Origin of the sequence: Mesorhizobium sp. M0296, from assembly GCF_040321675.1 — a bacterium.
Taxonomy (GTDB): Bacteria; Pseudomonadota; Alphaproteobacteria; order Rhizobiales; family Rhizobiaceae; genus Mesorhizobium.
Genome location: NZ_JAMYRZ010000069.1, coordinates 1 through 22,289 on the forward strand (window position 1 = coordinate 1; position 22,289 = coordinate 22,289).

The 22,289-nt window shown below is 61.4% G+C and carries 22 protein-coding genes, 1 tRNA gene and 1 pseudogene; 20 read left to right on the forward strand and 4 right to left on the reverse strand.

Annotated features, from left to right (window positions below):
- Positions 1-424: 424 nt before the first annotated feature.
- Together NKI97_RS33815 and NKI97_RS33820 are read right to left on the reverse strand one after the other, a co-directional pair.
- Entirely contained in the window at positions 425-877 is a 453-nt protein-coding gene (locus NKI97_RS33815) for a cupin domain-containing protein (protein WP_352453477.1), read from the reverse strand.
- A gap of 573 nt (positions 878-1,450) precedes the next feature.
- Positions 1,451-1,939, reverse strand: coding sequence for a class I SAM-dependent methyltransferase (locus NKI97_RS33820; protein WP_352453478.1), 489 nt, complete (start codon positions 1,937-1,939; stop codon positions 1,451-1,453).
- A 348-nt stretch (positions 1,940-2,287) separates the two neighbouring features.
- On the opposite strand from NKI97_RS33820, the gene NKI97_RS33825 reads away from it, so the two are divergent.
- From NKI97_RS33825 to NKI97_RS33840, 4 genes are all read left to right on the forward strand, one after another.
- Positions 2,288-2,521 carry a site-specific integrase gene (locus NKI97_RS33825; protein ID WP_352748171.1) on the forward strand — a complete coding sequence of 78 codons (234 nt, stop codon included), beginning with the start codon at positions 2,288-2,290 and terminating at the stop codon, positions 2,519-2,521.
- Positions 2,522-2,676: 155 nt separating this feature from the next.
- Positions 2,677-2,765, forward strand: a tRNA-Leu gene (locus NKI97_RS33830).
- Positions 2,766-3,190: 425 nt separating this feature from the next.
- Positions 3,191-3,478, forward strand: a complete 288-nt coding sequence (locus NKI97_RS33835) for a ribbon-helix-helix domain-containing protein (protein WP_352748173.1) — start codon at positions 3,191-3,193, stop codon at positions 3,476-3,478.
- Positions 3,475-3,783 (forward strand): type II toxin-antitoxin system RelE/ParE family toxin, encoded by a 309-nt coding sequence (locus NKI97_RS33840; protein WP_352749368.1) that lies wholly within the window; start codon positions 3,475-3,477, stop codon positions 3,781-3,783. Before NKI97_RS33835 ends, NKI97_RS33840 begins: the two co-directional genes overlap by 4 nt.
- 190 nt (positions 3,784-3,973) lie before the next feature.
- Here NKI97_RS33840 and NKI97_RS33845 read toward each other — a convergent pair whose 3' ends face one another.
- Positions 3,974-4,552 (reverse strand): NUDIX domain-containing protein, encoded by a 579-nt coding sequence (locus NKI97_RS33845; RefSeq protein ID WP_352838461.1) that lies wholly within the window; start codon positions 4,550-4,552, stop codon positions 3,974-3,976.
- 153 nt (positions 4,553-4,705) lie between these two features.
- On the opposite strand from NKI97_RS33845, the gene NKI97_RS33850 reads away from it, so the two are divergent.
- From NKI97_RS33850 to NKI97_RS33885, 8 genes are all read left to right on the forward strand, one after another.
- Positions 4,706-5,809, forward strand: coding sequence for an NADH:flavin oxidoreductase/NADH oxidase (locus NKI97_RS33850; RefSeq protein WP_352838462.1), 1,104 nt, complete (start codon positions 4,706-4,708; stop codon positions 5,807-5,809).
- Positions 5,810-5,918: 109 nt separating this feature from the next.
- Complete coding sequence (locus tag NKI97_RS33855) at positions 5,919-6,236, forward strand: SH3 domain-containing protein (protein WP_352453483.1); 318 nt, start codon at positions 5,919-5,921, stop codon at positions 6,234-6,236.
- Between the two features lie 61 nt (positions 6,237-6,297).
- A complete protein-coding gene (locus NKI97_RS33860; RefSeq protein WP_031211240.1) occupies positions 6,298-6,591 on the forward strand; it encodes a DUF982 domain-containing protein in 294 nt (97 codons plus the stop codon).
- A 28-nt stretch (positions 6,592-6,619) separates the two neighbouring features.
- Positions 6,620-6,859: a DUF2188 domain-containing protein gene (locus tag NKI97_RS33865; RefSeq protein ID WP_023674770.1), complete on the forward strand. Its 240-nt coding sequence runs from the start codon at positions 6,620-6,622 to the stop codon at positions 6,857-6,859.
- 165 nt (positions 6,860-7,024) lie between these two features.
- Positions 7,025-8,110, forward strand: coding sequence for an ABC transporter ATP-binding protein (locus tag NKI97_RS33870; protein ID WP_352838463.1), 1,086 nt, complete (start codon positions 7,025-7,027; stop codon positions 8,108-8,110).
- Between the two features lie 33 nt (positions 8,111-8,143).
- Positions 8,144-9,469: an ABC transporter substrate-binding protein gene (locus tag NKI97_RS33875; RefSeq protein WP_352748185.1), complete on the forward strand. Its 1,326-nt coding sequence runs from the start codon at positions 8,144-8,146 to the stop codon at positions 9,467-9,469.
- Positions 9,470-9,610: 141 nt separating this feature from the next.
- Positions 9,611-10,507: a carbohydrate ABC transporter permease gene (locus NKI97_RS33880; protein ID WP_352453492.1), complete on the forward strand. Its 897-nt coding sequence runs from the start codon at positions 9,611-9,613 to the stop codon at positions 10,505-10,507.
- Between the two features lies 1 nt (position 10,508).
- A complete protein-coding gene (locus NKI97_RS33885) occupies positions 10,509-11,402 on the forward strand; it encodes a carbohydrate ABC transporter permease (RefSeq protein WP_023674766.1) in 894 nt (297 codons plus the stop codon).
- A gap of 92 nt (positions 11,403-11,494) precedes the next feature.
- Here the strand turns inward: NKI97_RS33885 and NKI97_RS33890 are convergent, their stop codons facing one another.
- Entirely contained in the window at positions 11,495-12,481 is a 987-nt protein-coding gene (locus NKI97_RS33890; RefSeq protein ID WP_352838464.1) for an alpha/beta fold hydrolase, read from the reverse strand.
- A gap of 149 nt (positions 12,482-12,630) precedes the next feature.
- On the opposite strand from NKI97_RS33890, the gene NKI97_RS33895 reads away from it, so the two are divergent.
- The 8 genes and pseudogenes from NKI97_RS33895 to NKI97_RS33935 all read left to right on the forward strand — a co-directional run bounded on the left by NKI97_RS33895 (position 12,631) and on the right by NKI97_RS33935 (position 21,885).
- On the forward strand, positions 12,631-13,380 hold the full coding sequence (locus NKI97_RS33895; RefSeq protein ID WP_352748193.1) for a competence/damage-inducible protein A: 750 nt from the start codon (positions 12,631-12,633) through the stop codon (positions 13,378-13,380).
- A 78-nt stretch (positions 13,381-13,458) separates the two neighbouring features.
- Positions 13,459-14,292 carry a universal stress protein gene (locus NKI97_RS33900; RefSeq protein WP_352838465.1) on the forward strand — a complete coding sequence of 278 codons (834 nt, stop codon included), beginning with the start codon at positions 13,459-13,461 and terminating at the stop codon, positions 14,290-14,292.
- Between the two features lie 112 nt (positions 14,293-14,404).
- Entirely contained in the window at positions 14,405-14,905 is a 501-nt protein-coding gene (gene gpt / locus NKI97_RS33905; RefSeq protein WP_352481145.1) for a xanthine phosphoribosyltransferase, read from the forward strand.
- Between the two features lie 222 nt (positions 14,906-15,127).
- Positions 15,128-15,616 carry an NUDIX hydrolase gene (locus NKI97_RS33910; RefSeq protein ID WP_352453488.1) on the forward strand — a complete coding sequence of 163 codons (489 nt, stop codon included), beginning with the start codon at positions 15,128-15,130 and terminating at the stop codon, positions 15,614-15,616.
- A 645-nt stretch (positions 15,617-16,261) separates the two neighbouring features.
- Entirely contained in the window at positions 16,262-20,020 is a 3,759-nt protein-coding gene (locus tag NKI97_RS33915) for a vitamin B12-dependent ribonucleotide reductase (protein ID WP_352838466.1), read from the forward strand.
- A 3-nt stretch (positions 20,021-20,023) separates the two neighbouring features.
- Positions 20,024-20,800, forward strand: a complete 777-nt coding sequence (locus tag NKI97_RS33920; RefSeq protein WP_352453490.1) for a DUF4145 domain-containing protein — start codon at positions 20,024-20,026, stop codon at positions 20,798-20,800.
- 430 nt (positions 20,801-21,230) lie between these two features.
- A pseudogene (locus NKI97_RS33930) lies at positions 21,231-21,436 on the forward strand (type II toxin-antitoxin system HicB family antitoxin).
- 68 nt (positions 21,437-21,504) lie between these two features.
- Complete coding sequence (locus NKI97_RS33935) at positions 21,505-21,885, forward strand: VOC family protein (protein ID WP_352453491.1); 381 nt, start codon at positions 21,505-21,507, stop codon at positions 21,883-21,885.
- Positions 21,886-22,289 lie beyond the last annotated feature (404 nt).

Sequence of the window (22,289 nt, forward strand, 5' to 3'; positions counted from 1 at the left end):
CCAGCGGGGGGGGGTTGTGGGGGCCGCAACGCGCCCGGAGAGGGGGCCTTTCGAAGAGCGCGCTCCCCCTCTCCGTCTCGGCTTCGCCGAGCCACCTCTCCCCCACTTTCGTGGGGGCGAGGAACCCAAGCTGGAAGCGTAGTCGCAATTCAATGCTGAAGGCGAGCAACTTTGTTCTTGCTTTGTGCCGGCAGCTATGCTAGTAACTTGGGTATGGTGCCAATTGGCTCCAACGACCCGTCCTCCCGAGGCGGGTTTTTTGTTATTGCGCCATTCATGGCAAATGGCCCAGGCGGAATACGATTCCGTTGCGGCCAATCAGCTTTCGTCTCGTTAGAGGATCCTTCTGAATCGACGGTCGCGGAGTTTGACGCACTCCATCGTTCGAGCCTTCGGCCGGTTCACTCAATTCGATCCCGAACTGTCACTTCTTGCTTGGATCGTCTGCCGGGTTGACGTAGGTGATCTTGAATGGCCCCTCGCCATGAACCTGGATGATCGTATCGCTTGTCGTCCAGGCGAAGTGATTCATTCCGGCCGGCGCGACGCCGAAGCCGCCAGCAGTCAGTTCGACACCTTTCGCCTCGTCGAGCTTATCGCCCATTCCAATATGGAAGTTGCCGGAAAGCACCGTTACGTATTCCGTGGTGGGATGATTATGTGCGGCAATTTTGTAGCCGGCGGGTGTCTTCAACCGCAGCACATAGGCGCCCTCCTTTGAGGGGTCTCCAGCGACAACAGCCATTTCCGCGCCAGCGGGAATGACAGCTGGAGCAGGACCCCATTTGATGTCTTTGGCGTTCATCGGCATCTCATCGGCAAACAGAGACGCCGTCCCAACAACCAGCAGTGCCAGGGCAGAGGCAAGCTTGAGCATGACAATCTCCCAATGTCTGTAGAGGACGGCGTCGAGTATCGGCGCGCCGATCCACTTGCCAATTGGAGTCTATCAGGGCAGAGCGCCCGAACGCATCCTGCGAACGGGGGACGCGCATTCGCGGTAGCCGCGGAAGCTGCCGCTAAAAACATTTCCAGGTGAAACGATTTTGTTTGTATCACTGTAGGTGATCGGCCTCGCTAGCTTCCAGTGCCAGATTTGTCGACGGCAGAAGACGGCTTGACGGCCCCTGCCCGGCATCTGAACAGGACTGGCCTGCGGACGTGGCGGAATTGGTAGACGCAAGGGACTTAAAATCCCGTTCTAGTCCGTTGCACCCTCGCAACTAACCCCTCAACGCTTGTAATTCCCCGGTTTGCGCCGGGGTTTGCATTTCATTTTAAGCTCTCCACTCGTGCAGCGGATTTTGTGGGAAACCCGCCGTTGTGGGAAATCGTGTGGGAAAAGGAGAACAGACGTTCATGACCAAACCAATCCATATCAATCTGCAGGCCGGCACCGACGACGAGTTAGACAACTACGCCAAGGGTGGTTCCAGAAGAGGAAATCGAATTAAATCAGCACAATCCCTAGAGGTGCGTGAGGCGGTTTCTCAAGCACCAGCACATGACTGCCAAGAGGTGATGTGTGAGTGCTCTTAACCTTGAACCCCTCGTCAGAAAGCGTTTCGATGAATTCGCCATCCGTTCCAGGCGGAACGCGGGCAACGACGTTCGAGGTGCGCCTCACAATATTGGAAAGCACCCTTCGCGCCTTGCCTGGGCCGATGTTGCGCTGCATGTGCTGGTAGACGGCCAGCAGCAGGACGATATCGTATTTCGGTAAGAGGATATTGCCGAGGCGCCGGCTGCCAAGATTCAGGCGATCGAACCGGGCATGCACCGGGGAGCCACTCAACAACATCTTTGCAGTCTCGATATGCGGCTTGGCAACGTCGATCCCGTGGATCGAGCTGGGTTTCAGCTTGGATATCTCATAGGCGACAACACCCATATTGCAGCCAACATCGAGAATGGATTTCCCAGCATAGTCGATCTCCAATGAGAATATCCCGTCCAGTCTATCCTCCCATGTTCCTGCAAAACCTCTTTTGAACCTTGACCACCACAAATCATATACTCCTAATATTAGAGATCGCCGAACTATAGCGCTCGTTACCTTCTACTATTCATAAGTCGTGGCCAAGAAAAGCCTGCCCTCCACAAAAACACAGAAAAACATCATGGACACCACGTTCAAGGGCGCTGCGAGGCGCCTTGCTGATCTCAACTTGCGGAAACTAGGCGCCCGCATTGGAGTAGGAGAGGACGGTGTTTAGGACATCGCCTTCAAAGCTAGTCCAGCCAACCCAATTACGCATCACGACCACGATCTCCCGGCAGTCGCCTGATGACTCAGAACCGCAAGGGCATCCACCGTCTGATGCAGCACAGCGACCTCTGCGACATCGGCAAGTGGGAGGTCATAGAGGTGTGGCGCAGCATCCGCGAACACATCCCAGGGCTGTCCGACACCGTGGTCTACACGACGCGGCATACGTGCTGCTCGTGGCAGATCATCCGTGGCATCGACATCCGGCGCGTCCAAATCTGGATGGGCCACAAGTCGACCCAGACCACCTGAACTACGCCCACCTCGCACCCAATCACTTGCTCGACAACCTGACCGCGCTCGAAGGTGGCGCGGCTCCGAGGCTCGTGGTAGTGAACGGCAAATCCTAAGCCGACCGTGTGGGAAACCATGTGGGAGACCGGTGGGATTTCCCCACAATGTGGGAGGTGGGCGTGGCGGAACTGGTATACGCAGCAGACTTAAAATCTGCCGGTGTTTCAAGCACTTACGGGTTCAAATCCCGTCGCCCACACCAAGCCTCGCAACGGACATAAAATCCCTCGATCTCTGATCGTACGGGTTCGATTCCCGTCGTCCGCACCAGCAACATCGGCGCCATTGCGGCCTAAAGCGTGTCGCGTTCGATCGGCCTCATGCGACGCGCTTTAGGTTCTTGTTTTTATGCATGTCGTTATCGCAAAACCGCTGCACACTTTTGCGCGACATGCATTAAGCAAGAGCGTGAACTCGCCGAATACAGGCTGCCACATGCCATTTCTCGACCAGGAGCCGGCGAGCCGATGCGGGATCTGCGATATGCGTATCCGGTGTCCGCATGTTCGTTTGCCAGCTTCCAAAGCGCACTCAGGCAAGGGCGGCGGTATCGGTCGCGCGCATCGCCAGCAATTTCGATATGATTTTGTCACATCGGCTGCTATATGGTGGAAAAGGAGTCCGCCCATGCGAACCACCCAGCCGATAAGTATCACCCTCCCGCGCGACATGGCCGAGGCCGTCGCGCGCAAGGTCGAATCCGGCGCCTACGCCTCCGTCAGCGAAGTGCTGCGCGAGGGCGTGCGCGCGCTGCTCGACCGCGACGCCGCCGTTGAACGCTGGCTGCGCGAGGAAGTCGCCCAGAGCTACGACGAGTACAAGGCGAATCCGTCCAGCGCCATCCCTGCTGAGCAGGTCATGCTGCGTATCCGCGACCGCGCCGCCGCGCGACGCGATGATGCCAATAAGGAATGACGCGCACGGTTGTATTTTCCGCGCAAGCGGAGCGCCAGTTGGATGCGCTGTATCGCTACATAGAGGAATATTCCTCCACAGCCCGTGCGGAATCGTTCGTTGGCGGCATCGTGGCCTATTGCCACGCGTTCGAGCCGTTTCCCGAGCGCGGAACGCGCCGCGACGATATTCGTCCCGGCCTCCGCGTTCTAGGCTACCGCCGCCGCGTCAGCATTGCCTTCACGGCCGAAGCCGACACCATCGCCGTCCTCGGCGTCTATTACGGCGGGCAGGACTATGAAGCGGACCTCAAGGACGAAGGCTAACGGGCGTAACGATCGGGCGATAAGACCTCTGCCCCAGTGGAGCCTCGCCGATCGCGCCGGCAAAAGAAGTTTGTTCAGCCTCCAGGCCTCCAGCCGCAACCAGCGTCGCCTTGTCCCAGCCCCGCAAGTCGGCCTGGTGGAAGGGGTTCCGGCCGGGCGCTTCCTCGCAGGGTGCAGCTTCCGGCATGGCTCACCCTCCGATCGGGTTCAGCTGCAGGTGCTGGATCAGGATAATCGTCTTGGCGTCGATGATCCGACCGTCGTGGATGCCGGCCAGTGCCTCGTCTAGCGGCATTTCCAAAACCTCGATGTCTTCGCCTTCGTCATGAGCGCCGCCGCCGTCGGAAATGCGGTCGGCCGGCGAGTAGCGGGCGACGAAGAACCAGAGCCGCTCAGTGACGCTGCCGGGGCTCATATAGGGCGAAAACAGCCGCTGCACGTCCCGCAGCCGATAGCCGAGTTCCTCCTCGGCCTCCTTGCGGATGCAGGTTTCGGGATCGTCTTCGTCGAGCAGGCCGGCGCAGGCCTCGATCAGCGGCTCCTTGTGGCCGGTGACGTAGGCCGGGTAGCGGAACTGCCGCACCAGAAGCACCGTCGAGCGGTCCGGATCGAAAGGCAGGATCACCGCGCCGTCGCCGCGATCGTAGGTCTGGCGGGTATGCGTTTCCCATTTGCCGTCGCGCCGGCGATAGTCGAAGACGGTTTTTTTCAAAACCGCCCATTCGTCGGAAAGGACTTCCTCCGAGCGGATGCGAATGCGATCTTCCATGGTGGACTCCCTGCTGCCGCGGCAAGGCGTAGCCGCGAACGGCGGTTCGTGCAATCGGGCCACCAATTGGTCCAGAGCACCGGTTCACCGTCTCGTGTCTGGCGCTGGCACAATCGGCTGCATAAATAGCGGCAACCCTTTCCGGAGTTTTTTATGACCTCATCGCTTTTCCAGCCGATCACCCTCGACGGCCTGACCTTCCCCAACCGCATCGCGGTCGCACCGATGTGCCAGTATTCGGCCGAGGACGGCTCGGCCAGCGATTGGCACCTCTATCACTGGATGAACCTGGCGATGTCCGGCGCCGGCATGGTCACCGTCGAGATGACCGATGTCGAACGGCGCGGCCGCATCTCGCATGGCTGTCTCGGCCTTTATTCCGAGGACAACGAGGCGGCCGCGCGACGCACGCTGGATGCAGCCAAGCGTGTCGCCGCACCGGGCACGAAATTCGGCACGCAGCTTGCCCATGCCGGCCGCAAGGCCTCCAACCGGAAACCCTGGGAGGGCGGCGGCCCGCTGCATGCCGATCAGGATCCGTGGCCGATCGTGTCGGCCTCGACCATCGCCTACGACACCGGCTGGCAGGTGCCGCGGGCGCTGGAGGATGACGAGATCCTGCAAATCATCGAACGCTTCGCAGAAGCGGCACGGCGGGCCGAGCGCGCCGGCTTCGACTTCATCGAGCTGCATGCCGCGCATGGCTATCTGATCTTCCAGTTCCTGTCGCCGCTGTCCAACCGGCGCACCGACCGCTGGGGCGGCTCGCTGGAAAACCGCATGCGTTTCGCCGTCGAGATCGCCAAGGCGGTGAAGAAGGCGGTGCCGGGACTGATGCTCGGGGCGCGTCTGTCGATCAAGGAATGGGTCGATGGCGGCTTCGAGGTCGAGGATGCGATCGAAGTGGCAAAAGCGCTGAAGGAAGCCGGCGTCGCCTATCTCTGCTGCTCGAGCGGCGGCAATTCACCGTTGCAGAAGCTGCCCTCCGGGCCCGGCTACCAGGTGCATCTGGCCGAAGCGGTGCGCAAGGCCGTCGGCATCCCGACGCGGGCCGTCGGCCTGATCGACGATCCGAAACAGGCCGAGGCGATCGTCGCCGACGGCCGCGCCGACATGGTGGCGCTGGCGCGCGCCTTTCTTGCCGATCCGCGCTGGGGCTGGCGCGCCGCGGCCACCTTCGGCGAAGAAATCCACCCGGCGCCGCAGCTTGCCCGCTCGGTGACGACGATGCAGCACTGGATGAAGGCGGCGAACTGACGGCGGGTTCGTCTCGCTGGACGGGCCAGCACAGCTTCGCATTGATCCTCTGCCGGTGTAGAGTGGCCGGGGGCCGCGGCTGGGCGCGGCGGGTTGGGGGAGCAGAGACATGTCGTTCAGGGGGATTTCCATTGCGGCCGCCGCCGCGGTTGTGGCCGGCCTGTCGTTCGCCTCATCGACGCCGGCCGGGGCTCAATATTGCGAAGGCACGGTGCACGGACTTTCCAGGCACTACAATCTAGCGACGGGAAGCGGCTTTCTCGCCGTTCGGGCCCGGCCGAACTCGTCGTCGCGCATGATCGGGCAATTGTTCAACGGCGACCAAACCGAGATCTTCGACCGCCGCGGAAACTGGTACAAGGTCGATTTCGGCGGCCGCACCGGCTGGGCGAATGCACGCTGGCTGCGCAACGACTGCGGCTATTGAGCTATTTTCGCCTGAGCTAAAAAGCAGTTGCAACCAAATCGGCCGCTCAGCGTTGGCGGCGATGATGGACAGCAAGCCATTTGAAAAGCCGGTCGTGGTCGAACTCGGCCATGTCGGCAAATATCGGCAGATCCGCAGCGCCCAGGAGGCGGCGGAGTGCCTGATGACGGTCTGGCCGCTCAATCGCGGGCCGCGTCATCGTGATGCCCTCGACACTTGCCTAAAAGTGCTGGAAGGTTATCGTTCGACGGCGGATGCGCGCCGCGCACTGATCGAAGCCGCCAGGGAATCGGACGTGCTGGTCACAGACGACAGGCTGCCGGACGACAGACTGGCCGACGACAGGCTGCATTGAGGCAACGAGCTTTCAACCGGAGGGTTTCATGGCGAAACTGACCTACAAGATCGTCGAGCATGACGGAGGCTGGGCCTACAAGGTCGGCTCGACATTCTCCGAAACGTTCCCCACCCATCAGGACGCGTTGCGCGCCGCCGAGATCGCTTCGGCCGAACAGCAGGTCGCCGGCAACACCGACGGCATCCAGTACGAGGACGCCGACGGCAAATGGCACGACGAGCTCGCAGATGGCCGCGACCGGCCGCAGACGGAGGTTTCGGATTAGAGTGTGCCGATATCCAGGGTGATGCCGGCGTGCTTTACAGGTCGGTTTGGTAGCGCTACCGTCTCACATCGCGCGTGACCGGGGAGGAGCCTGGGCGCCGTCGCGGGCCAGGCAGGAAAGCGGTTTCCTTCGAAGTCGTTGCGGGAATCAATCGGGAGGAGATCGATGGCGTCTGTCGCGATCGGCGATGTTTACAAATCATTTGGGACCGTCGAGGTCCTGCACGGGGTCAGCGTTGATATAGACGACGGCGAGTTCGTCACGCTGGTCGGGCCTTCGGGTTGCGGAAAGTCGACCCTGCTCAGGATGATCGCCGGCCTGGAAAAGATCTCGCGCGGCCAGATCGCGATCGGCAAACGTGTCGTCAACAACGTTGCGCCAAAGGAGCGCGACGTCGCCATGGTCTTCCAGAACTATGCGCTCTACCCGCATATGACGGTCGCCGAGAACATGGCGTTCTCGCTGATGCTCAAGGGCGTTCCCAAGGCGGAGAGCGATGCCGGCGTGCGGCGCGCGGCCGAAATCCTGGGACTGGTGCCGCTGCTCGACCGCTATCCCCGCCAGCTTTCCGGTGGCCAGCGCCAGCGCGTCGCCATGGGCCGGGCGATCGTGCGCGATCCGCAGGTTTTCCTGTTCGACGAGCCGCTATCCAATCTCGATGCCAAGCTCCGGGTGCAGATGCGCGCCGAGATCAAGGAACTGCACCAGCGCCTGAAGACGACGACGGTCTACGTCACCCACGACCAGATCGAGGCGATGACCATGGCCGACAAGATCGTCGTCATGCATGACGGCATCGTCGAGCAGATCGGGCCGCCGCTCGAGCTGTACGACCGGCCGAACAATCTTTTTGTCGCCAGCTTCATCGGCTCGCCCGCCATGAACATGCTCAGGGGCGAGATCGTAAGCGACGGCTCGCCGTCATTTCGCGGCGCCGGAGGGATTTCGGTCCCGTTGGCCTCGGCACTTTCCATCGGCAATGGCGAGCCGGTCGTGCTGGGGATACGGCCCGAGCATTTACGGCTGTCCGACCATCAGGGCATCCCGGTCACCGTCGTGGTGGTCGAGCCGACAGGGTCCGAAGTGCAGCTCATCGGCCGCACCGCCGGCGGCGAGGAGATCGTCGCCAATTTCCGCGAACGCCATTCCTTCACGCCAGGCGAAACCATCCGGCTTACGGCCGAGCCTGGCCTCATCCATCTCTTTCACGGCAAAACCGGACAGCGGTTCGAAACACCCATCGAGCAGTAGGACGGCAATGACAATAAGCAGGAGGAAGCGAGCATGAAATTCACCAGACGCGACGTGATCCGCACCACCGCCGGTGCGGCGGCGGGAGCCTTGGGAAGCCGGCTCATCGGCTCTCCCGCCTTTGCCCAGGAGGGGTTGAAATACAAGCCCGAGGACGGCGCCAAGCTCAGGCTGTTGCGCTGGTCGCCTTTCGTGAAGGGCGACGAGGACCAATGGCTGGCCAACACCAAGCGCTTCACCGAAGCGACCGGTGTCGAGGTTCGCGTCGACAAGGAAAGCTGGGAGGACATCCGCCCCAAGGCGGCGGTCGCCGCCAATGTCGGCTCCGGCCCGGATCTCATGTTGGTCTGGTTCGACGACCCGCATCAATATCCCGACAAGCTGCACGACGTGACGGAATTGGGTGAATATCTCGGCTCGAAATATGGCGGCTGGTACGACGGACCGCACCAGTATGCGACGCGGGAGGGCAAATTCCTCGGCCTGCCTCTCGCCACCATCGGCAATGCCATCGTCTACCGCGAGAGCTGGGTGAAAGAAGCGGGTTTTTCGGAGTTTCCCAAGGACACTCAAGGCTTGCTCGAACTTTGCAAGGCGCTGCAGGCGAAGGGACATCCGGCCGGCTTCACGCACGGCCACGGCGTCGGCGACGGCAACAACTACGCTCACTGGCTGCTGTGGAGCCACGGCGGCCAGATGGTCGACGAGAGCGGAAAGGTAACGATCAACAGCCCGGAGACGCTCAAGGCGATCGAATACGCGCAGCAACTCTACAAGACCTTCATTCCCGGCACCGAAAGCTGGCTCGACGTCAACAACAACCGCGCCTTCCTGGCCGGCGAAGTCAGTGTCATCGCCAATGGGATTTCCGCGTACAACACGGCCAAGATCAACAAGGACAATGATCCGAAGCTGGCTGAAATAGCCAAGGACATTCGCACCACCAACCTGCCGATCGGCCCGGTCGGGAAATCCGTCGAGCTGTTCCAGGTGACCACGGCCGTGATCTTCGACTACACGCCCTATCCCAACGCCGCCAAGGCCTACCTGCAGTTCATGTTCGAGGATCCGCAAATGTCGCAGTGGATCACGTCGTCGGCAGGCTATTGCTGCCAGACGCTCAAAGCCTTCGACAACAACCCGGTGTGGACGGCCGATCCGAACAATGCCGCCTACGCCAAGGCCTCGGCGACGCTGCGGCCCAACGGCTATGCCGGCCCGCTTGGCTATGCCTCGGCAGCGACCATGGCCGACTATGTGCTGGTCGACATGTTCGCCAAGGCGGTGACAGGCCAGGCGACACCGCAAGAAGCGATGGAAGAAGCCGAGAAGCGCGCAAACCGCTACTATCGCGTTTGAGCCGGGTTCAGCCGGGCAGCCATGCTGCCCGGCTTCGAATCGCGCATGGCCGCCCGCCGTTCAATGAGACCTTAGAGGAGCCGACCCATGGCCGTGACCTCCACTGCCGCTCAGCCACGCCGGTCGGCGCTGTCGCGCATTATGACGTTCGTGTCCGAAAGTCATAACGCGCTTGGCTTCGGCTTCATGCTGCCGGCGGCGGCGCTGCTACTGGTCTTCCTGACCTATCCGCTCGGGCTCGGCGTCTGGCTCGGCTTCACCGATGCCCGCATCGGCCGCCCCGGCATCTTCATCGGTATCGAGAACTACGAATATCTGTGGGATGACGCCGTCTTCTGGCTCTCGGTCTTCAACACCTTGCTCTACACGATCAGCGCCTCGGTCCTGAAGTTTGCGCTCGGCCTGTGGCTGGCGCTTATCCTCAACCAGAACCTGCCGTTCAAGTCGTTCTTCCGCGCGATCGTCCTGCTGCCCTGGGTGGTGCCGACGGTGCTGTCGGCGATCGCCTTCTGGTGGATCTACGATTCGCAATTCTCGATCCTGTCCTGGGCGCTTATGGAAATGGGCCTGATCGACCATCGCATCAACTTCCTCGGCGATCCCGAGAATGCGCGGGCTTCGGTCATCGCCGCCAATGTCTGGCGCGGCATTCCTTTCGTGGCGATCACGCTGCTTGCCGGCCTGCAGACGATTCCGCAGTCGCTCTACGAGGCCGCCACGCTCGACGGCGCCAGCCGCTGGCAATTGTTCCGCTATGTGACGCTGCCGCTGCTGACGCCGATCATCGCCATCACCATGACGTTTTCGGTGCTGTTCACCTTCACCGATTTCCAGCTGATCTATGTGCTGACGCGCGGCGGGCCGGTGAACGCCACGCATCTGATGGCGACGCTGTCGTTCCAGCGCGGCATTTCCGGAGGCCAGCTTGGCGAAGGCGCCGCGATCGCAGTTGCCATGATCCCGTTCCTGCTGGCGGCGATCCTGTTCAGCTATTTTGGCCTGCAGCGTCGCAAATGGCAGCAGGGCGGCGGAGATTGACATGACCGCGATCGAAACGAGCAAACGCCCGGAACTCGACGAAGGCGGCATGGGCTACCTGCAGAGTTTGCCGCGCCGCGTGGTGACGGTCTACCTGCCGTTGCTGATCTTCGTCATCGTGCTGTTGTTTCCGTTCTACTGGATGACGATCACGGCGGTTAAGCCCAACCTCGAGATGACCGACTACGCCAATTTCAATCCGTTCTGGGTGGTGCATCCGACGCTCGAGCATATCCGCTACCTGCTCTTCGAGACGTCTTATCCGGGCTGGCTGCTCAACACGATCATCATCTCGACCGCCGCCACGTTCCTGTCGCTGCTGGCTGCGGTGTTCGCTGCCTATGCGATCGAACGCTTGAGGTTCTCCGGGGCGCGGCAGGTCGGCCTCGCGGTGTTCCTCGCCTATCTCGTGCCGCCCTCGATCCTGTTCATTCCGCTGTCTGTGATGGTGTTCAACCTTGGGCTTTACGACACGCCCTTCGCGCTCATCCTCACCTATCCGACCTTTCTGATCCCGTTCTGCACATGGCTGTTGATGGGTTATTTCCGCTCGATCCCGTTCGAGCTGGAAGAATGCGCGCTGATCGACGGGGCGAGCCGTTGGCAGATCCTCACCAAGATCGTGCTGCCGCTATCGGTGCCGGGCCTGATTTCCGCCGGCATCTTCGCATTCACGCTGTCATGGAACGAGTTCATCTACGCCCTGACCTTCATCCAGTCGTCCGAAAACAAGACTGTGCCGGTCGGCGTGCTCACCGAGCTGGTGCGCTCGGACGTCTATGAATGGGGGGCGCTGATGGCGGGAGCGCTGATCGGCTCGCTGCCGGTCGTGGTGCTCTATTCGTTCTTTGTCGAGCACTATGTTTCCTCGATGACCGGAGCCGTGAAGGAATAGCCAGCATCGTGATTGGGTTCGGAGGTATTCCCGGCGGCCGGGAATGCCTGGGGTAGGCACCCTGCCGGCCGAGACCGCGTTCCGGAAGGGTGTCAGCTGCCGGTGTCGGACTTCGGCGCAAATGCGCGGTCGGCAATGCGTTCTATGAAAGCGACGACCCGTTCCGGCTCGACGAATTGCGGCATGTGGCCAAGCCCCTCGACAGGCTCGAAATGCAGCCCGCTGATCTTTTCCATCACCGGCCAGCCGTGGATATCGATGCCCAGCACGCGGTCGGAAGCACCAAACAGAATGCCGGCCGGCATGGTGATCTCGCGATAGCGTTGCTCGATGCGGCCAAGGTCATGCTCGATGGCCACGACATCGGTCGACGTTGCATAGAAATGGCTTGGCCTCAGCCCGCACCAGCCGCCGCCCTCGACCATATAGTCGGCCGGCGCCGTCTGCGGCGCGAAGATGAAGGCAAGCGTCGCTTCGGCATATTTGAGAGCCGCCGGGATCGCCACCGTATAAGCCATGATCCGGCGCCGCAGCGGCGACTTGACATATAGCGGGCCGAACTTCTCGCGCGCGTCCGGCTCCAGATGGGTCAGCGGTGCCAGCAAGGCGATACCGGAAATCGCCGTGGGATGCTCGATAGCCAGCGTCAGCGCGATGGCGCCACCCAGCGAATGACCGACGACCAGAGGCTTTTCCAGCCCAAGCGCGTCGATAAAATGCCGCACGACCTCGGCCTGCTCGGACAGCCGTCCGCTGGCGCCCCTGGCCCGCACCGAATAGCCGGAGCCCGGACGGTCGAGCGCGATCAGCCGATAGTTCGGGCCGAACCGTCCGAACAGCGTGTGGCCGAATTGATGAAGCTGCGCGCCGAGGCCGTGCAGGAAGACGATCTGCCGCCCCTCGCCCGTCTCGACATAATGGATGCGGTTGCCGTCGATCTCGATGAATTTGCCACTGGCCGGCACCAGCCTTTCGGCCTTCGCCGCGATCCGCAGCGTCGCCAGCATCGGATAGGCTGCCACGACGAGCGCCAGCAGAAACAGCGCGCCGGGTAGCCATAGCAGAATCGATGCCGGCATGTCTTGCTCAGGGCTCCAAACCGGCACGCAGCATCACCCGCCAACGGGTGTACTGCAAGGGAGGTGGCACAGGTAGATCCGTCGTTTGGCGGCATTGCCGCCGGCCGTTTGCCGCGCTATCTCAGGCGACCCGTTTGCCGGAGCCAGTCATGACCGAAATCGTCACCGCCGCCATGCTCGTCATCGGCGACGAGATTCTGTCCGGCCGCACCAAGGACAAGAACATCGGCCACCTCGCCGACATCATGACGGCGATCGGCATCGACCTGAAGGAAGTCCGCATCGTTCCCGACGAAGAAGACGAGATCGTCGCTGCGGTGAATGCGCTGCGCACCCGCTATACTTATGTCTTCACCACCGGCGGCATCGGCCCGACGCATGACGACATCACCGCCGATTCGGTTGCCAAGGCCTTTGGCGTGCCATGCGAATACGACGCCAAGGCCTACGCCCTGCTGGAGGCAAGCTACGCCGCCCGCGGCATCGAATACACCGAAGCGCGCAAGCGCATGGCGCGGATGCCGCGCGGGGCAGACCACATCGATAATCCAGTGTCGGTTGCACCGGGCTTTCGCATTGGCAACGTCCATGTCATGGCCGGCGTGCCGGCGATTTTCCAGGCGATGCTCGACAATGTCGTGCCGACATTGCGGGCCGGCACCAAAATGCTGTCGGCAACCGTGGAATGCCCGTTCGGCGAAGGCCTGATCGGCGGGCCGCTGGGCGACATCCAGAAGGCGCATCCGGACACGATCATCGGCTCCTACCCGAAATATGGCGACGGCAAGTTCTGGACGGAACTGGTGGTGCGCGCCCGCAGCCAGCAGGCGCTGGACTCCGCACGCGCAGACGTAGAGGCTATGGTGGCGGGCTTGATCAAGGCAAGCCGAGTGGGCTGATCGGCCGGCCTGACGGAACCAGCATCGCGCAGTGACGTTTGTCACGGATGGGATCGCCGTAAGAAGTGAGGGACTGCCATGCGCTTCAAGACCATCGTCGCCATACTACAGAACGAACAGGATGCCGAGCGCGTCCTCGACTGCGCGATCCCGCTGGCCAGCCGATTCCAGAGCCATCTGATCGGCATCCATGCCGAGGCGCTGCCCGTGCCCTACACCTCTGCCACCGGCTTTCCGGACACCGAGTTCCTGCAGGTTTCCGCCGATATGAACCGGGAGCGCGCCGAGAAGTTGCAGGCCGCCTTTCACAAGCGCATCGAGAATTCCGGCCTGTCGTTCGAGTGGCGCAGTCTCGAGAGTTTTTCCGGCGACAGTGCGCTGACCGGCATCTCGACCGTTCGCACCGCGGACCTGATCATCGCCGCGCAGCGCGAATCGGGCAGCGACCCGAGCGCCGACGTCGACACCCTGGTCTACGATGCCGGCCGGCCGGTGCTGGTGGTACCGCATTCGGGTTCGCTGGTGACCAGCTTCAAGCATGTGCTGCTCGCCTGGAACGGCAGCAAGGAAGCCGCGCGCGCCGCCTTCGATGCCCTGCCCTTCATTATCGAGGCCGAAAAGACGGACATCGTCGTCATCGACCCGCCCGATACGCTCGACGAGGCGCCGGAAACAGCCGGCGCCGAGATCGCCGCCTCGCTGTCCAGGCATGGCGCGACCGTCAGTGTCTCGGTGCTGAGGTCCGGCGGCGCCTCGGTCGACGACATCATCCAGACCAGGGTCGCCGAGTCGGGTGCGGACCTGCTCGTGCTCGGCGCCTACAGCCATTCCTGGCTGCGCCAGCTGCTGTTCGGCGGGGTGACGCGAACGGTGCTGCGCACCGCACCCGTGGCGGCCTTTCTGTCGCGGTAGGTTCACAGGGATAGCTTTCCACGCCCCTTGCCAAGGCCAAGCCTTTCCAGTTAATTCCGCGCGCATTCCATGGTGTCTGCGCGCGATGCGCGCTTTGCGGAGTGCGCGAAAGATGTCCCTGCCCGAAAAAGCCTTCCCGGTCTCCTGGGACCAGTTCCACCGCGATGCGCGCGCGCTCGCCTGGCGGCTTGCCGGCGCCAACAAGGGGCAATGGAAGGCGATCGTCTGCATCACGCGCGGCGGCCTGGTTCCGGCGGCTATCATTTCGCGCGAACTTGGCATCCGCATCATCGAGACGGTCTGCGTCGCCTCCTACCACGATTATACCAGCCAGGGGCAATTGCAGGTGCTGAAGGAGGTCACGCCGGCGCTGCTCGCCGATGACGGGGCCGGCGTGCTGATCATCGACGACCTCACCGACACCGGCAAGACGGCAGGCATCGTGCGCGCGATGATGCCCAGGGCGCATTTCGCCACCGTCTATGCCAAGCCGAAAGGCAGGCCGATGGTCGACACTTTCGTCACCGAGGTCAGCCAGGACACCTGGATCTATTTTCCCTGGGACATGGGCTTCACCTACCAGAAGCCGATCGCCGACGACCACGCCGGCTGATTCGCGGCAACGCCGCTTGATGCACCGAGCCCGCCCAGGGGACCTCCGCACACCGATAAAGGCGTGGCGCGACGCTGCCGCAGTCGCGCCATCAGGCTGAGATCGGTGCAGATTGACGGAATCTGGCCGATCCGTGAAACATTTTTTACTTTCATTGCTTATAATTAGCCGTAAGATTCGTGAGACGGCAAATGATTCTGGAAGCTGGGGCAAGCTTCTCCGATGTTGACGAGGCCAACGACGCACAACCACAAGGCCGAAAGGGTCCGGCGACTCTTCGGCGCGGTGCCGTACCGCCTTCAGGTTGCAGCGTTGCCTTGGCGCGATAGCGGCGACGGCGTGGAAATCATGCTGATCACCAGCCGCGATACCGGCCGTTGGGTGCTTCCCAAGGGCTGGCCGGAAGCGAAGGAGCCGCTTTGCGAAGCGGCGGCACGCGAAGCCGGCGAGGAGGCCGGCCTGAGCGGCACAATCTCGCATCACGAGGCCGGCCGCTATTTCTATGCCAAGCTGCTGGCTACCGGCGAGGAAGTGCCGTGCGAGGTCCTGGTGTTCCCGCTGCAGGTCGACAAGGTCGCCGACCGGTGGAAGGAAAAGCGGGCACGCAGCCGCAAATGGGTCAGCGCCGCCGAGGCTGTGCGCATGGTCAACGAACCCGACCTCAGCCAGATCATCGCCCATTTCTGCGCGGATCCGCATCGGTTCTCCTGAGTCTCAGTCGCGCATAGCCTATCGCTCAGGTGCTGTGAACGTCGTTGCCGAAGCGCCTCCACCCAAAGCCGACCCTTCCTTGCGCTCCTCTTCTATCCCCGTTATCCACATGTGTGACACACAAGATGTGGGGGTCATAAAAGCTACGCAAACGAATCCTTGACGCCGCAAAACGAGTCGCCATTTATAGGCCATGCGCTCTTGTTGAGAGTGCGACCGGAAAAGTTTCGAGGCCGGTCTTTTTCCCGGAATATGTGCGTTTTGAGCCGCATTCCCGCCTGTTTACGAGGCCGGCGAAGGCGTGGGATTTTGAAGCCTTGGGGGGCGAAAGGGGAGGATTGTCGGACTTGAATAAATTGTCTGTTAATACTGTATTTAGTGTTTGCAGGTAGGTTCGACGCTAGATAATGTGAAGCTCCCTCGACCGAGGGCGTTACAAAAAGTTTTCAGTTTTGAGGGACCACAGGGTCCGTGAGCGCGTTGGACAGCGGCCTCGCAAGAGGTTCGACCGGCACGGCGGCGGAGACTGTGACGATGAGAGCCGGCGGTTTTCGAACGCCGGCAGATGGCGGACATGCGCGTTTCCTCAAGAGGGCAGAAATCCTCGGGGAAAAGCGCTATATGTAGACAAAAGGGACCGGACCAATGCGCATCGAGCGTCGTTTCACCAAGCCAGGACAATCTGCCTATGCGGAGATCGAATTCCGCAAGGCGCTTTCCGAGATCAAGAATCCGGATGGGTCGGTGGTGTTCCGCTTGGACAACATCGACGTGCCGGCTCAGTTCTCCCAGGTTGCCGCCGATATCCTGGCGCAGAAATATTTCCGCAAGGCTGGCGTCCCGGCACGGCTGAAGAAGGTCGAAGAGACGCAAGTCCCCTCCTTCCTGTGGCGCTCCGTCGCCGACGAGGCTGAACTGGCCAAGCTGCCGGAAGCCGAGCGCTACGGTTCCGAGACCGACGCCCGCCAGGTCTTCGACCGGCTTGCCGGTACCTGGACCTATTGGGGCTGGAAGGGCGGCTACTTCAAGTCGGAGGAAGACGCGCGCGCCTTCCGCGGCGAGCTCGCCTATATGCTGGCCACCCAGCGCGTCGCGCCGAACTCGCCGCAATGGTTCAACACTGGCCTGCACTGGGCCTATGGCATCGACGGCCCGAGCCAGGGCCATTTCTATGTCGACCCGTTCACCGGCAAGCTGACCAAGTCGAAGTCTTCCTACGAGCATCCGCAGCCGCATGCCTGCTTCATCCAGGGCGTGCAGGACGACCTCGTCAATGAAGGCGGCATCATGGACCTGTGGGTGCGTGAGGCGCGCCTGTTCAAATACGGCTCCGGCACCGGCTCCAACTTCTCGTTCCTGCGCGGTGAAGGCGAAAAGCTGTCGGGCGGCGGTCGTTCGTCGGGGCTGATGAGCTTCCTCAAGATCGGCGACCGCGCGGCGGGCGCCATCAAGTCGGGCGGCACGACACGCCGCGCCGCGAAAATGGTCATCGTCGACGCCGATCATCCCGATATCGAGGAATTCATCGACTGGAAGGTCAATGAGGAGCAGAAGGTCGCCTCGCTGGTCACCGGCTCGAAGATCGTCAAGAAGCATCTCGAAGCGATCATGAAGGCCTGCATCAACTGCGAAGGCAATGGCGACGATTGCTTCGACCCGGCGGTCAACACCGCGCTGAAGCGCGAGATCAAGGCGGCCAAGAAGGACGCGGTGCCGGAGAACTACATCTACCGCGTCATCCAGTTCGCCAAGCAGGGCTACACCTCGATGTCGTTCAAGACCTACGACACCGACTGGGATTCGGACGCCTATCTCACCGTTTCCGGCCAGAATTCCAACAATTCGGTGTCGCTGAAGGATGATTTCCTGCGCGCCGTCGAGCAGGACGGCGACTGGCATCTCACCGCCCGCAAGGACGGCAAGGTGCTGAAGACACTGAAGGCGCGCGATCTCTGGGAAAAGATCGGCTATGCCGCCTGGGCATCGGCCGATCCGGGCCTGCATTTCAACACGACGATGAACGACTGGCACACCTGCGCCTCGGCCGGTGCGATCCGGGCGTCCAACCCGTGCTCGGAATACATGTTTCTCGACGACACCGCCTGCAACCTGGCCTCGATCAACCTTCTGCCCTACCGCAATGCCGACGGCACGATCGACATCGCTGCCTACGAGCACACGGTGCGGCTGTGGACCATGGTGCTGGAAATCTCCGTCATGATGGCGCAGTTCCCGTCGAAGGAGATCGCCAAGCTTTCCTACGAGTACCGCACGCTCGGCCTCGGCTACGCCAATATTGGCGGCCTGCTGATGACCTCGGGCATTCCCTATGATTCCGACGAGGGCCGCGCCATCTGCGCCGCCCTCACCGCGATCATGACCGGCACGGCCTATGCCACCTCGGCTGAAATGGCCGCCGAGCTCGGCGCCTTCCCCGATTATGACCGCAATGCGCAAAACATGCTGCGCGTCATGCGCAACCACCGCCGTGCTGCCTATGGCGAAAGAGACGGCTATGAGAAGCTTGCCGTCAACCCGGTGCCGCTGGTCGCCTCCGATCTCAAGCAGCAGGAACTTGCCGACCATGCCAAGGCCGCCTGGGACCGCGCCATCGAGCTCGGCGAGGAGCATGGCTACCGCAACGCGCAGGCAACGGTGATCGCACCGACCGGCACGATCGGCCTGGTGATGGATTGCGACACCACCGGCATCGAGCCCGACTTCGCGCTGGTGAAATTCAAGAAGCTGGCCGGCGGCGGCTATTTCAAGATCATCAACCGCGCGGTGCCCGAAGCGCTGCGCACGCTCGGCTATTCCGAGAGCCAGATCGCCGAGATCGAGGCCTATGCGGTCGGCCACGGCAATCTCAACCAGGCGCCGGGCATCAATCCTGGCTCGCTCAAGGCAAAAGGCTTTACCGACGAAAAGATCGCCGCGCTCAATGCGGCATTGAAGTCGGCCTTCGATATCAAGTTCGTCTTCAACCAGTGGACGCTGGGCTCTGACTGGGTGAAGGAGACGTTCGGCTTCACCGACGAGCAGCTCAACGATTTCTCATTCGAGATGCTGCCGGCGCTTGGTTTTTCGAAGAAAGATATCGAGGCCGCCAACATCCATGTCTGCGGGGCGATGACGCTGGAAGGCGCGCCGTTCCTGAAGGCCGAACACCTGCCGGTGTTCGACTGCGCCAGCCCGTGCGGCAAGATCGGCAAGCGTTCGCTGTCGATCAACAGCCACATCATGATGATGGCGGCGGCGCAGCCCTTCATCTCCGGCGCCATTTCCAAGACCATCAACATGCCGAACGACGCGACGGTGGAAGACGCCAAAGGCGCCTACATGCTGTCGTGGAAGCTGGCGCTGAAGGCTAACGCGCTCTATCGCGACGGCTCGAAGCTGTCGCAGCCGCTCAATGCCTCGCTGCTCGCCGACGTCGAAGACGACGAGGACGAAGCCATCGAGCAGCTGATCGCGGCGCCGGCCGCACAGCGCGCCGTTCAGGTGACCGAGAAGATCGTCGAGCGCGTCGTCGAGCGTCTCTACCGTGACCGCGAGAAGCTGCCGAACCGCCGCAAGGGCTATACCCAGAAGGCGGTCGTCGGCGGCCACAAGGTCTATCTGCGCACTGGCGAGTTTGATGACGGTCGTATCGGCGAGATCTTCATCGACATGCACAAGGAAGGTGCGGCCTTCCGGGCGATGATGAACAACTTCGCCATCGCCATCTCGCTCGGCCTGCAATATGGCGTGCCGCTCGAGGAATTCGTCGAGGCCTTCACCTTCACCAAATTCGAGCCGGCTGGCATGGTGCAGGGCAATGACGCGATCAAGAACGCCACGTCGATCCTCGACTATGTCTTCCGCGAACTCGCCGTCTCCTATCTCGGCCGCCACGACCTCGCCCATGTCGACCAGTCGGACTTCGACAAGACTGCGCTCGGGCGCGGCATCAACGAAGGCAAGGCAACGCCCTTCTCCAAGGGCCTGACCCGCGGCGCCTCGCCGGTCAAGCTGGTGTCGGGCGCCGAGCCGAAAGGCTTTGCGGGTTCCGGCTCCGGAACTCCAGCCCGTACCGCCCCGACCGCCTTCTCCGGCTCCAACGTGCTGACGCTGAAGCCGGCCAGCGACGAAGCCATCGCCTACAAGCGCGACTACGAGGAGCGCGCCAGGGAACTGGTCGAGGACATCGTCTACGCGGAAGCCTCCGACCCGACGGAGCTGTTCACCGACGAGGCCGCGAAAGAAGCAGCCGAAGCCAAAGCGCTCGCCGCCAACCGGCGCCAGCAATCATTGATGCAGGGCTACACCGGCAACGAATGCTCGGAATGCCATAACTTCACGATGGTGCGGAACGGCACTTGTGAGAAGTGCGATACGTGTGGGGCTACGAGCGGGTGCAGCTGAGGTATGGCTAGCGTGTTTAGTTGGACGTGCCCTTATTGCGGGCACGTCCAAACGGTCACTGACAATAAATACTCTGTAGACAGAGCAGATGTCTCCGTTGAAAGCAAAAACTACCCTTCCTTGGCGGTGCAAATATCCGCAATAGGCTGTGCGAACCAGGAATGTGATCAGGTTCAAATAACAGCCACAGTTGGCCGATATTCGGCGCCGGCAAGCGGAGGCAGCTATGCGTTTAGAGACCCCATTTCAATCCATCAGCTTCGCCCTGAAAGTCAGGCGAAGCCGCAGCCAAAATACATTCCTAGGCCAATAGTAACAGACTACGAGGAAGCCTGTCGCATCAGAGACCTTAGTCCAAAAGCATCAGCAACGCTAGCGAGACGCTGCTTACAAGGTATGATTAGAGATTTTTGCGGCATAGCCAAAAGCCGTCTTGTAGATGAAATAAATACACTACGGGATTCTGCGACGGGTGGGACGGCCCCACAAGGTGTTTCAATTGATAGCATCGATGCAATCGACGGGTTGCGTAAGATTGGCAATATCGGCGCGCACATGGAGAAAGACATCGACGTGATTGTCGATGTCGACCCAAACGAGGCACAAGCCTTGATTGAGTTGATAGAGAGCCTTTTCGAAGAATGGTACGTAGCTCGAGACAAACGTCAACGACGTTTCGCGCGAGTTGCTGAGGTTGCAACTCAAAAAAATGAAGCCAAAACCCCGAAACCTGACAAGGGTGGCGAAACTGAAGCAATAGAGCGAAGCGAGGCCGGATGAAGGGTGTTCCAGCTTGGCACCCTCGGCATTCCGTCCAACAACCCTCAACCATCGCAGCGCTGCGCGCCGATCCACCTTTCCCACAAGGGGAGAAGGGAAGACCGCTCCTCACCCTACTCTGCGTCGACCAATTCCTATCCTCCGCCAGCTCAAGCCCGCCAGGCGTTCTCGTCGCCGTGGAAGACGTTGAGGTCGATGCGGCCCCTCACCTTGCGACAGGCTGGGGTCGGACTATTGCGAGGACCATTTGCGGTCGAGATAAACCTTTGAGGAGGTGCGCCGCCACCGATTGCAACCAAAGGCAGTCATCGCCAACATAATCATGAAATCAAAGCCGGCCGCGTCACGGTGGCCGGCAAGCCGTCTGAAGAGGTTGCTCCAGGAACCCTGAACAGTATCCTCAAGCAGTCCGGTCTGAAGGAGTGATGACATGCGATACGCGGTGGTGATTGAAAAAGCCGGAAACAATTTTTCCGCTATGTGCCGGATCTGCCCGGCTGCATCGCCACCGGTGCGACGGTGCCTGAAGTGGAAACCGAAATTCGTGACGCAATACGCCTTCATATCGAAGGCCTGCGGGCCGATGGGCTGGATGTGCCCAAAGCTGTCAGCCTGGCGGAATATGTCGAGGCATAGAGCCGGGCTGTGGTGCTGCAGGGTTGCGGCGTCCCGCTTCGAGTGTCAGAGTCCCGCGATGGTGCGGAATGATTGATCACATAACGGTTGCAGTGAGCGATCTGCAGAAGTGCAAACTCTTCTACGAAAGAGCTTTTGGACCTTTGGGATATCGCCTTTCCTTTGGTAAGCAGGGGGTGTTTTGGGCTTTTGATGTCGGCAGCGGCAGCTTGTTCGAGATTCAACATTCGGACAGCAAACCACCGCTGACCCGTGTGCACGTCGCTTTCCGGGTAAATGGCAGGGCAGCGGTTGACGCGTTCTATCGAGCTGCCCTCGACGCAGGTGGCGCAGACAATGGTGTACCCGGCCCGCGTCCGGAATATGCAGAGAATTACTATGCCTGTTTTGTACTTGATCCCGATGGCTACAACATTGAAGCCATGCTCAATGAGCCAGTGAAGGAATGACGAGGGGCAATCCTCTCGTCGTCATCCTAGGGCGGAGCAGGAGCGAAGCGACGTCGCGGAGACCCTAGGATCCATGCCGTGCCTTCCGAGCAGCGCGGCAGTGCAGAAGGTGCGAAACGCCGGCGGGACAGCGCCCTGCCGGGCATTTCCCCCAGAGAGACCGGCTTCGCCAATCTTCGACGTCGTGAAAGGGCGCTGCCAATCTCGTGGATGGGAGCGAGGAGCGGAAGCCATTGCTTGGCTTTCCGAGCGACGAATGTCCGGCAGAGCAGAGGGGGCACCGGCACTCGTTCTGCATCGCTGCATTCTTAGGCGACCATCACGGCATGATGGGGTGGACGGCGCCCGACGGCATCGGATGTGCCAGAATGAGTTCGTTGAGATCTCAAACAAGGGAGCCGTCC

Coding starts and splice junctions, on each gene's coding strand:
- NKI97_RS33875 (WP_352748185.1), top strand. CDS start 8,144: ATGAAATTCACCAGACGCGACGTGATCCGCACCACCGCCGGTGCGGCG.
- NKI97_RS33895 (WP_352748193.1), top strand. CDS start 12,631: ATGACCGAAATCGTCACCGCCGCCATGCTCGTCATCGGCGACGAGATT.
- NKI97_RS33880 (WP_352453492.1), top strand. CDS start 9,611: ATGACGTTCGTGTCCGAAAGTCATAACGCGCTTGGCTTCGGCTTCATG.
- NKI97_RS33910 (WP_352453488.1), top strand. CDS start 15,128: ATGTTGACGAGGCCAACGACGCACAACCACAAGGCCGAAAGGGTCCGG.
- NKI97_RS33870 (WP_352838463.1), top strand. CDS start 7,025: ATGGCGTCTGTCGCGATCGGCGATGTTTACAAATCATTTGGGACCGTC.
- NKI97_RS33815 (WP_352453477.1), bottom strand. CDS start 877: ATGCTCAAGCTTGCCTCTGCCCTGGCACTGCTGGTTGTTGGGACGGCG.
- NKI97_RS33850 (WP_352838462.1), top strand. CDS start 4,706: ATGACCTCATCGCTTTTCCAGCCGATCACCCTCGACGGCCTGACCTTC.
- NKI97_RS33855 (WP_352453483.1), top strand. CDS start 5,919: ATGTCGTTCAGGGGGATTTCCATTGCGGCCGCCGCCGCGGTTGTGGCC.
- NKI97_RS33835 (WP_352748173.1), top strand. CDS start 3,191: ATGCGAACCACCCAGCCGATAAGTATCACCCTCCCGCGCGACATGGCC.
- NKI97_RS33900 (WP_352838465.1), top strand. CDS start 13,459: ATGCGCTTCAAGACCATCGTCGCCATACTACAGAACGAACAGGATGCC.
- NKI97_RS33890 (WP_352838464.1), bottom strand. CDS start 12,481: ATGCCGGCATCGATTCTGCTATGGCTACCCGGCGCGCTGTTTCTGCTG.
- NKI97_RS33885 (WP_023674766.1), top strand. CDS start 10,509: ATGACCGCGATCGAAACGAGCAAACGCCCGGAACTCGACGAAGGCGGC.
- gpt (WP_352481145.1), top strand. CDS start 14,405: ATGTCCCTGCCCGAAAAAGCCTTCCCGGTCTCCTGGGACCAGTTCCAC.
- NKI97_RS33865 (WP_023674770.1), top strand. CDS start 6,620: ATGGCGAAACTGACCTACAAGATCGTCGAGCATGACGGAGGCTGGGCC.
- NKI97_RS33840 (WP_352749368.1), top strand. CDS start 3,475: ATGACGCGCACGGTTGTATTTTCCGCGCAAGCGGAGCGCCAGTTGGAT.
- NKI97_RS33915 (WP_352838466.1), top strand. CDS start 16,262: ATGCGCATCGAGCGTCGTTTCACCAAGCCAGGACAATCTGCCTATGCG.
- NKI97_RS33920 (WP_352453490.1), top strand. CDS start 20,024: ATGGCTAGCGTGTTTAGTTGGACGTGCCCTTATTGCGGGCACGTCCAA.
- NKI97_RS33860 (WP_031211240.1), top strand. CDS start 6,298: ATGATGGACAGCAAGCCATTTGAAAAGCCGGTCGTGGTCGAACTCGGC.
- NKI97_RS33845 (WP_352838461.1), bottom strand. CDS start 4,552: ATGGAAGATCGCATTCGCATCCGCTCGGAGGAAGTCCTTTCCGACGAA.
- NKI97_RS33825 (WP_352748171.1), top strand. CDS start 2,288: ATGACTCAGAACCGCAAGGGCATCCACCGTCTGATGCAGCACAGCGAC.
- NKI97_RS33935 (WP_352453491.1), top strand. CDS start 21,505: ATGATTGATCACATAACGGTTGCAGTGAGCGATCTGCAGAAGTGCAAA.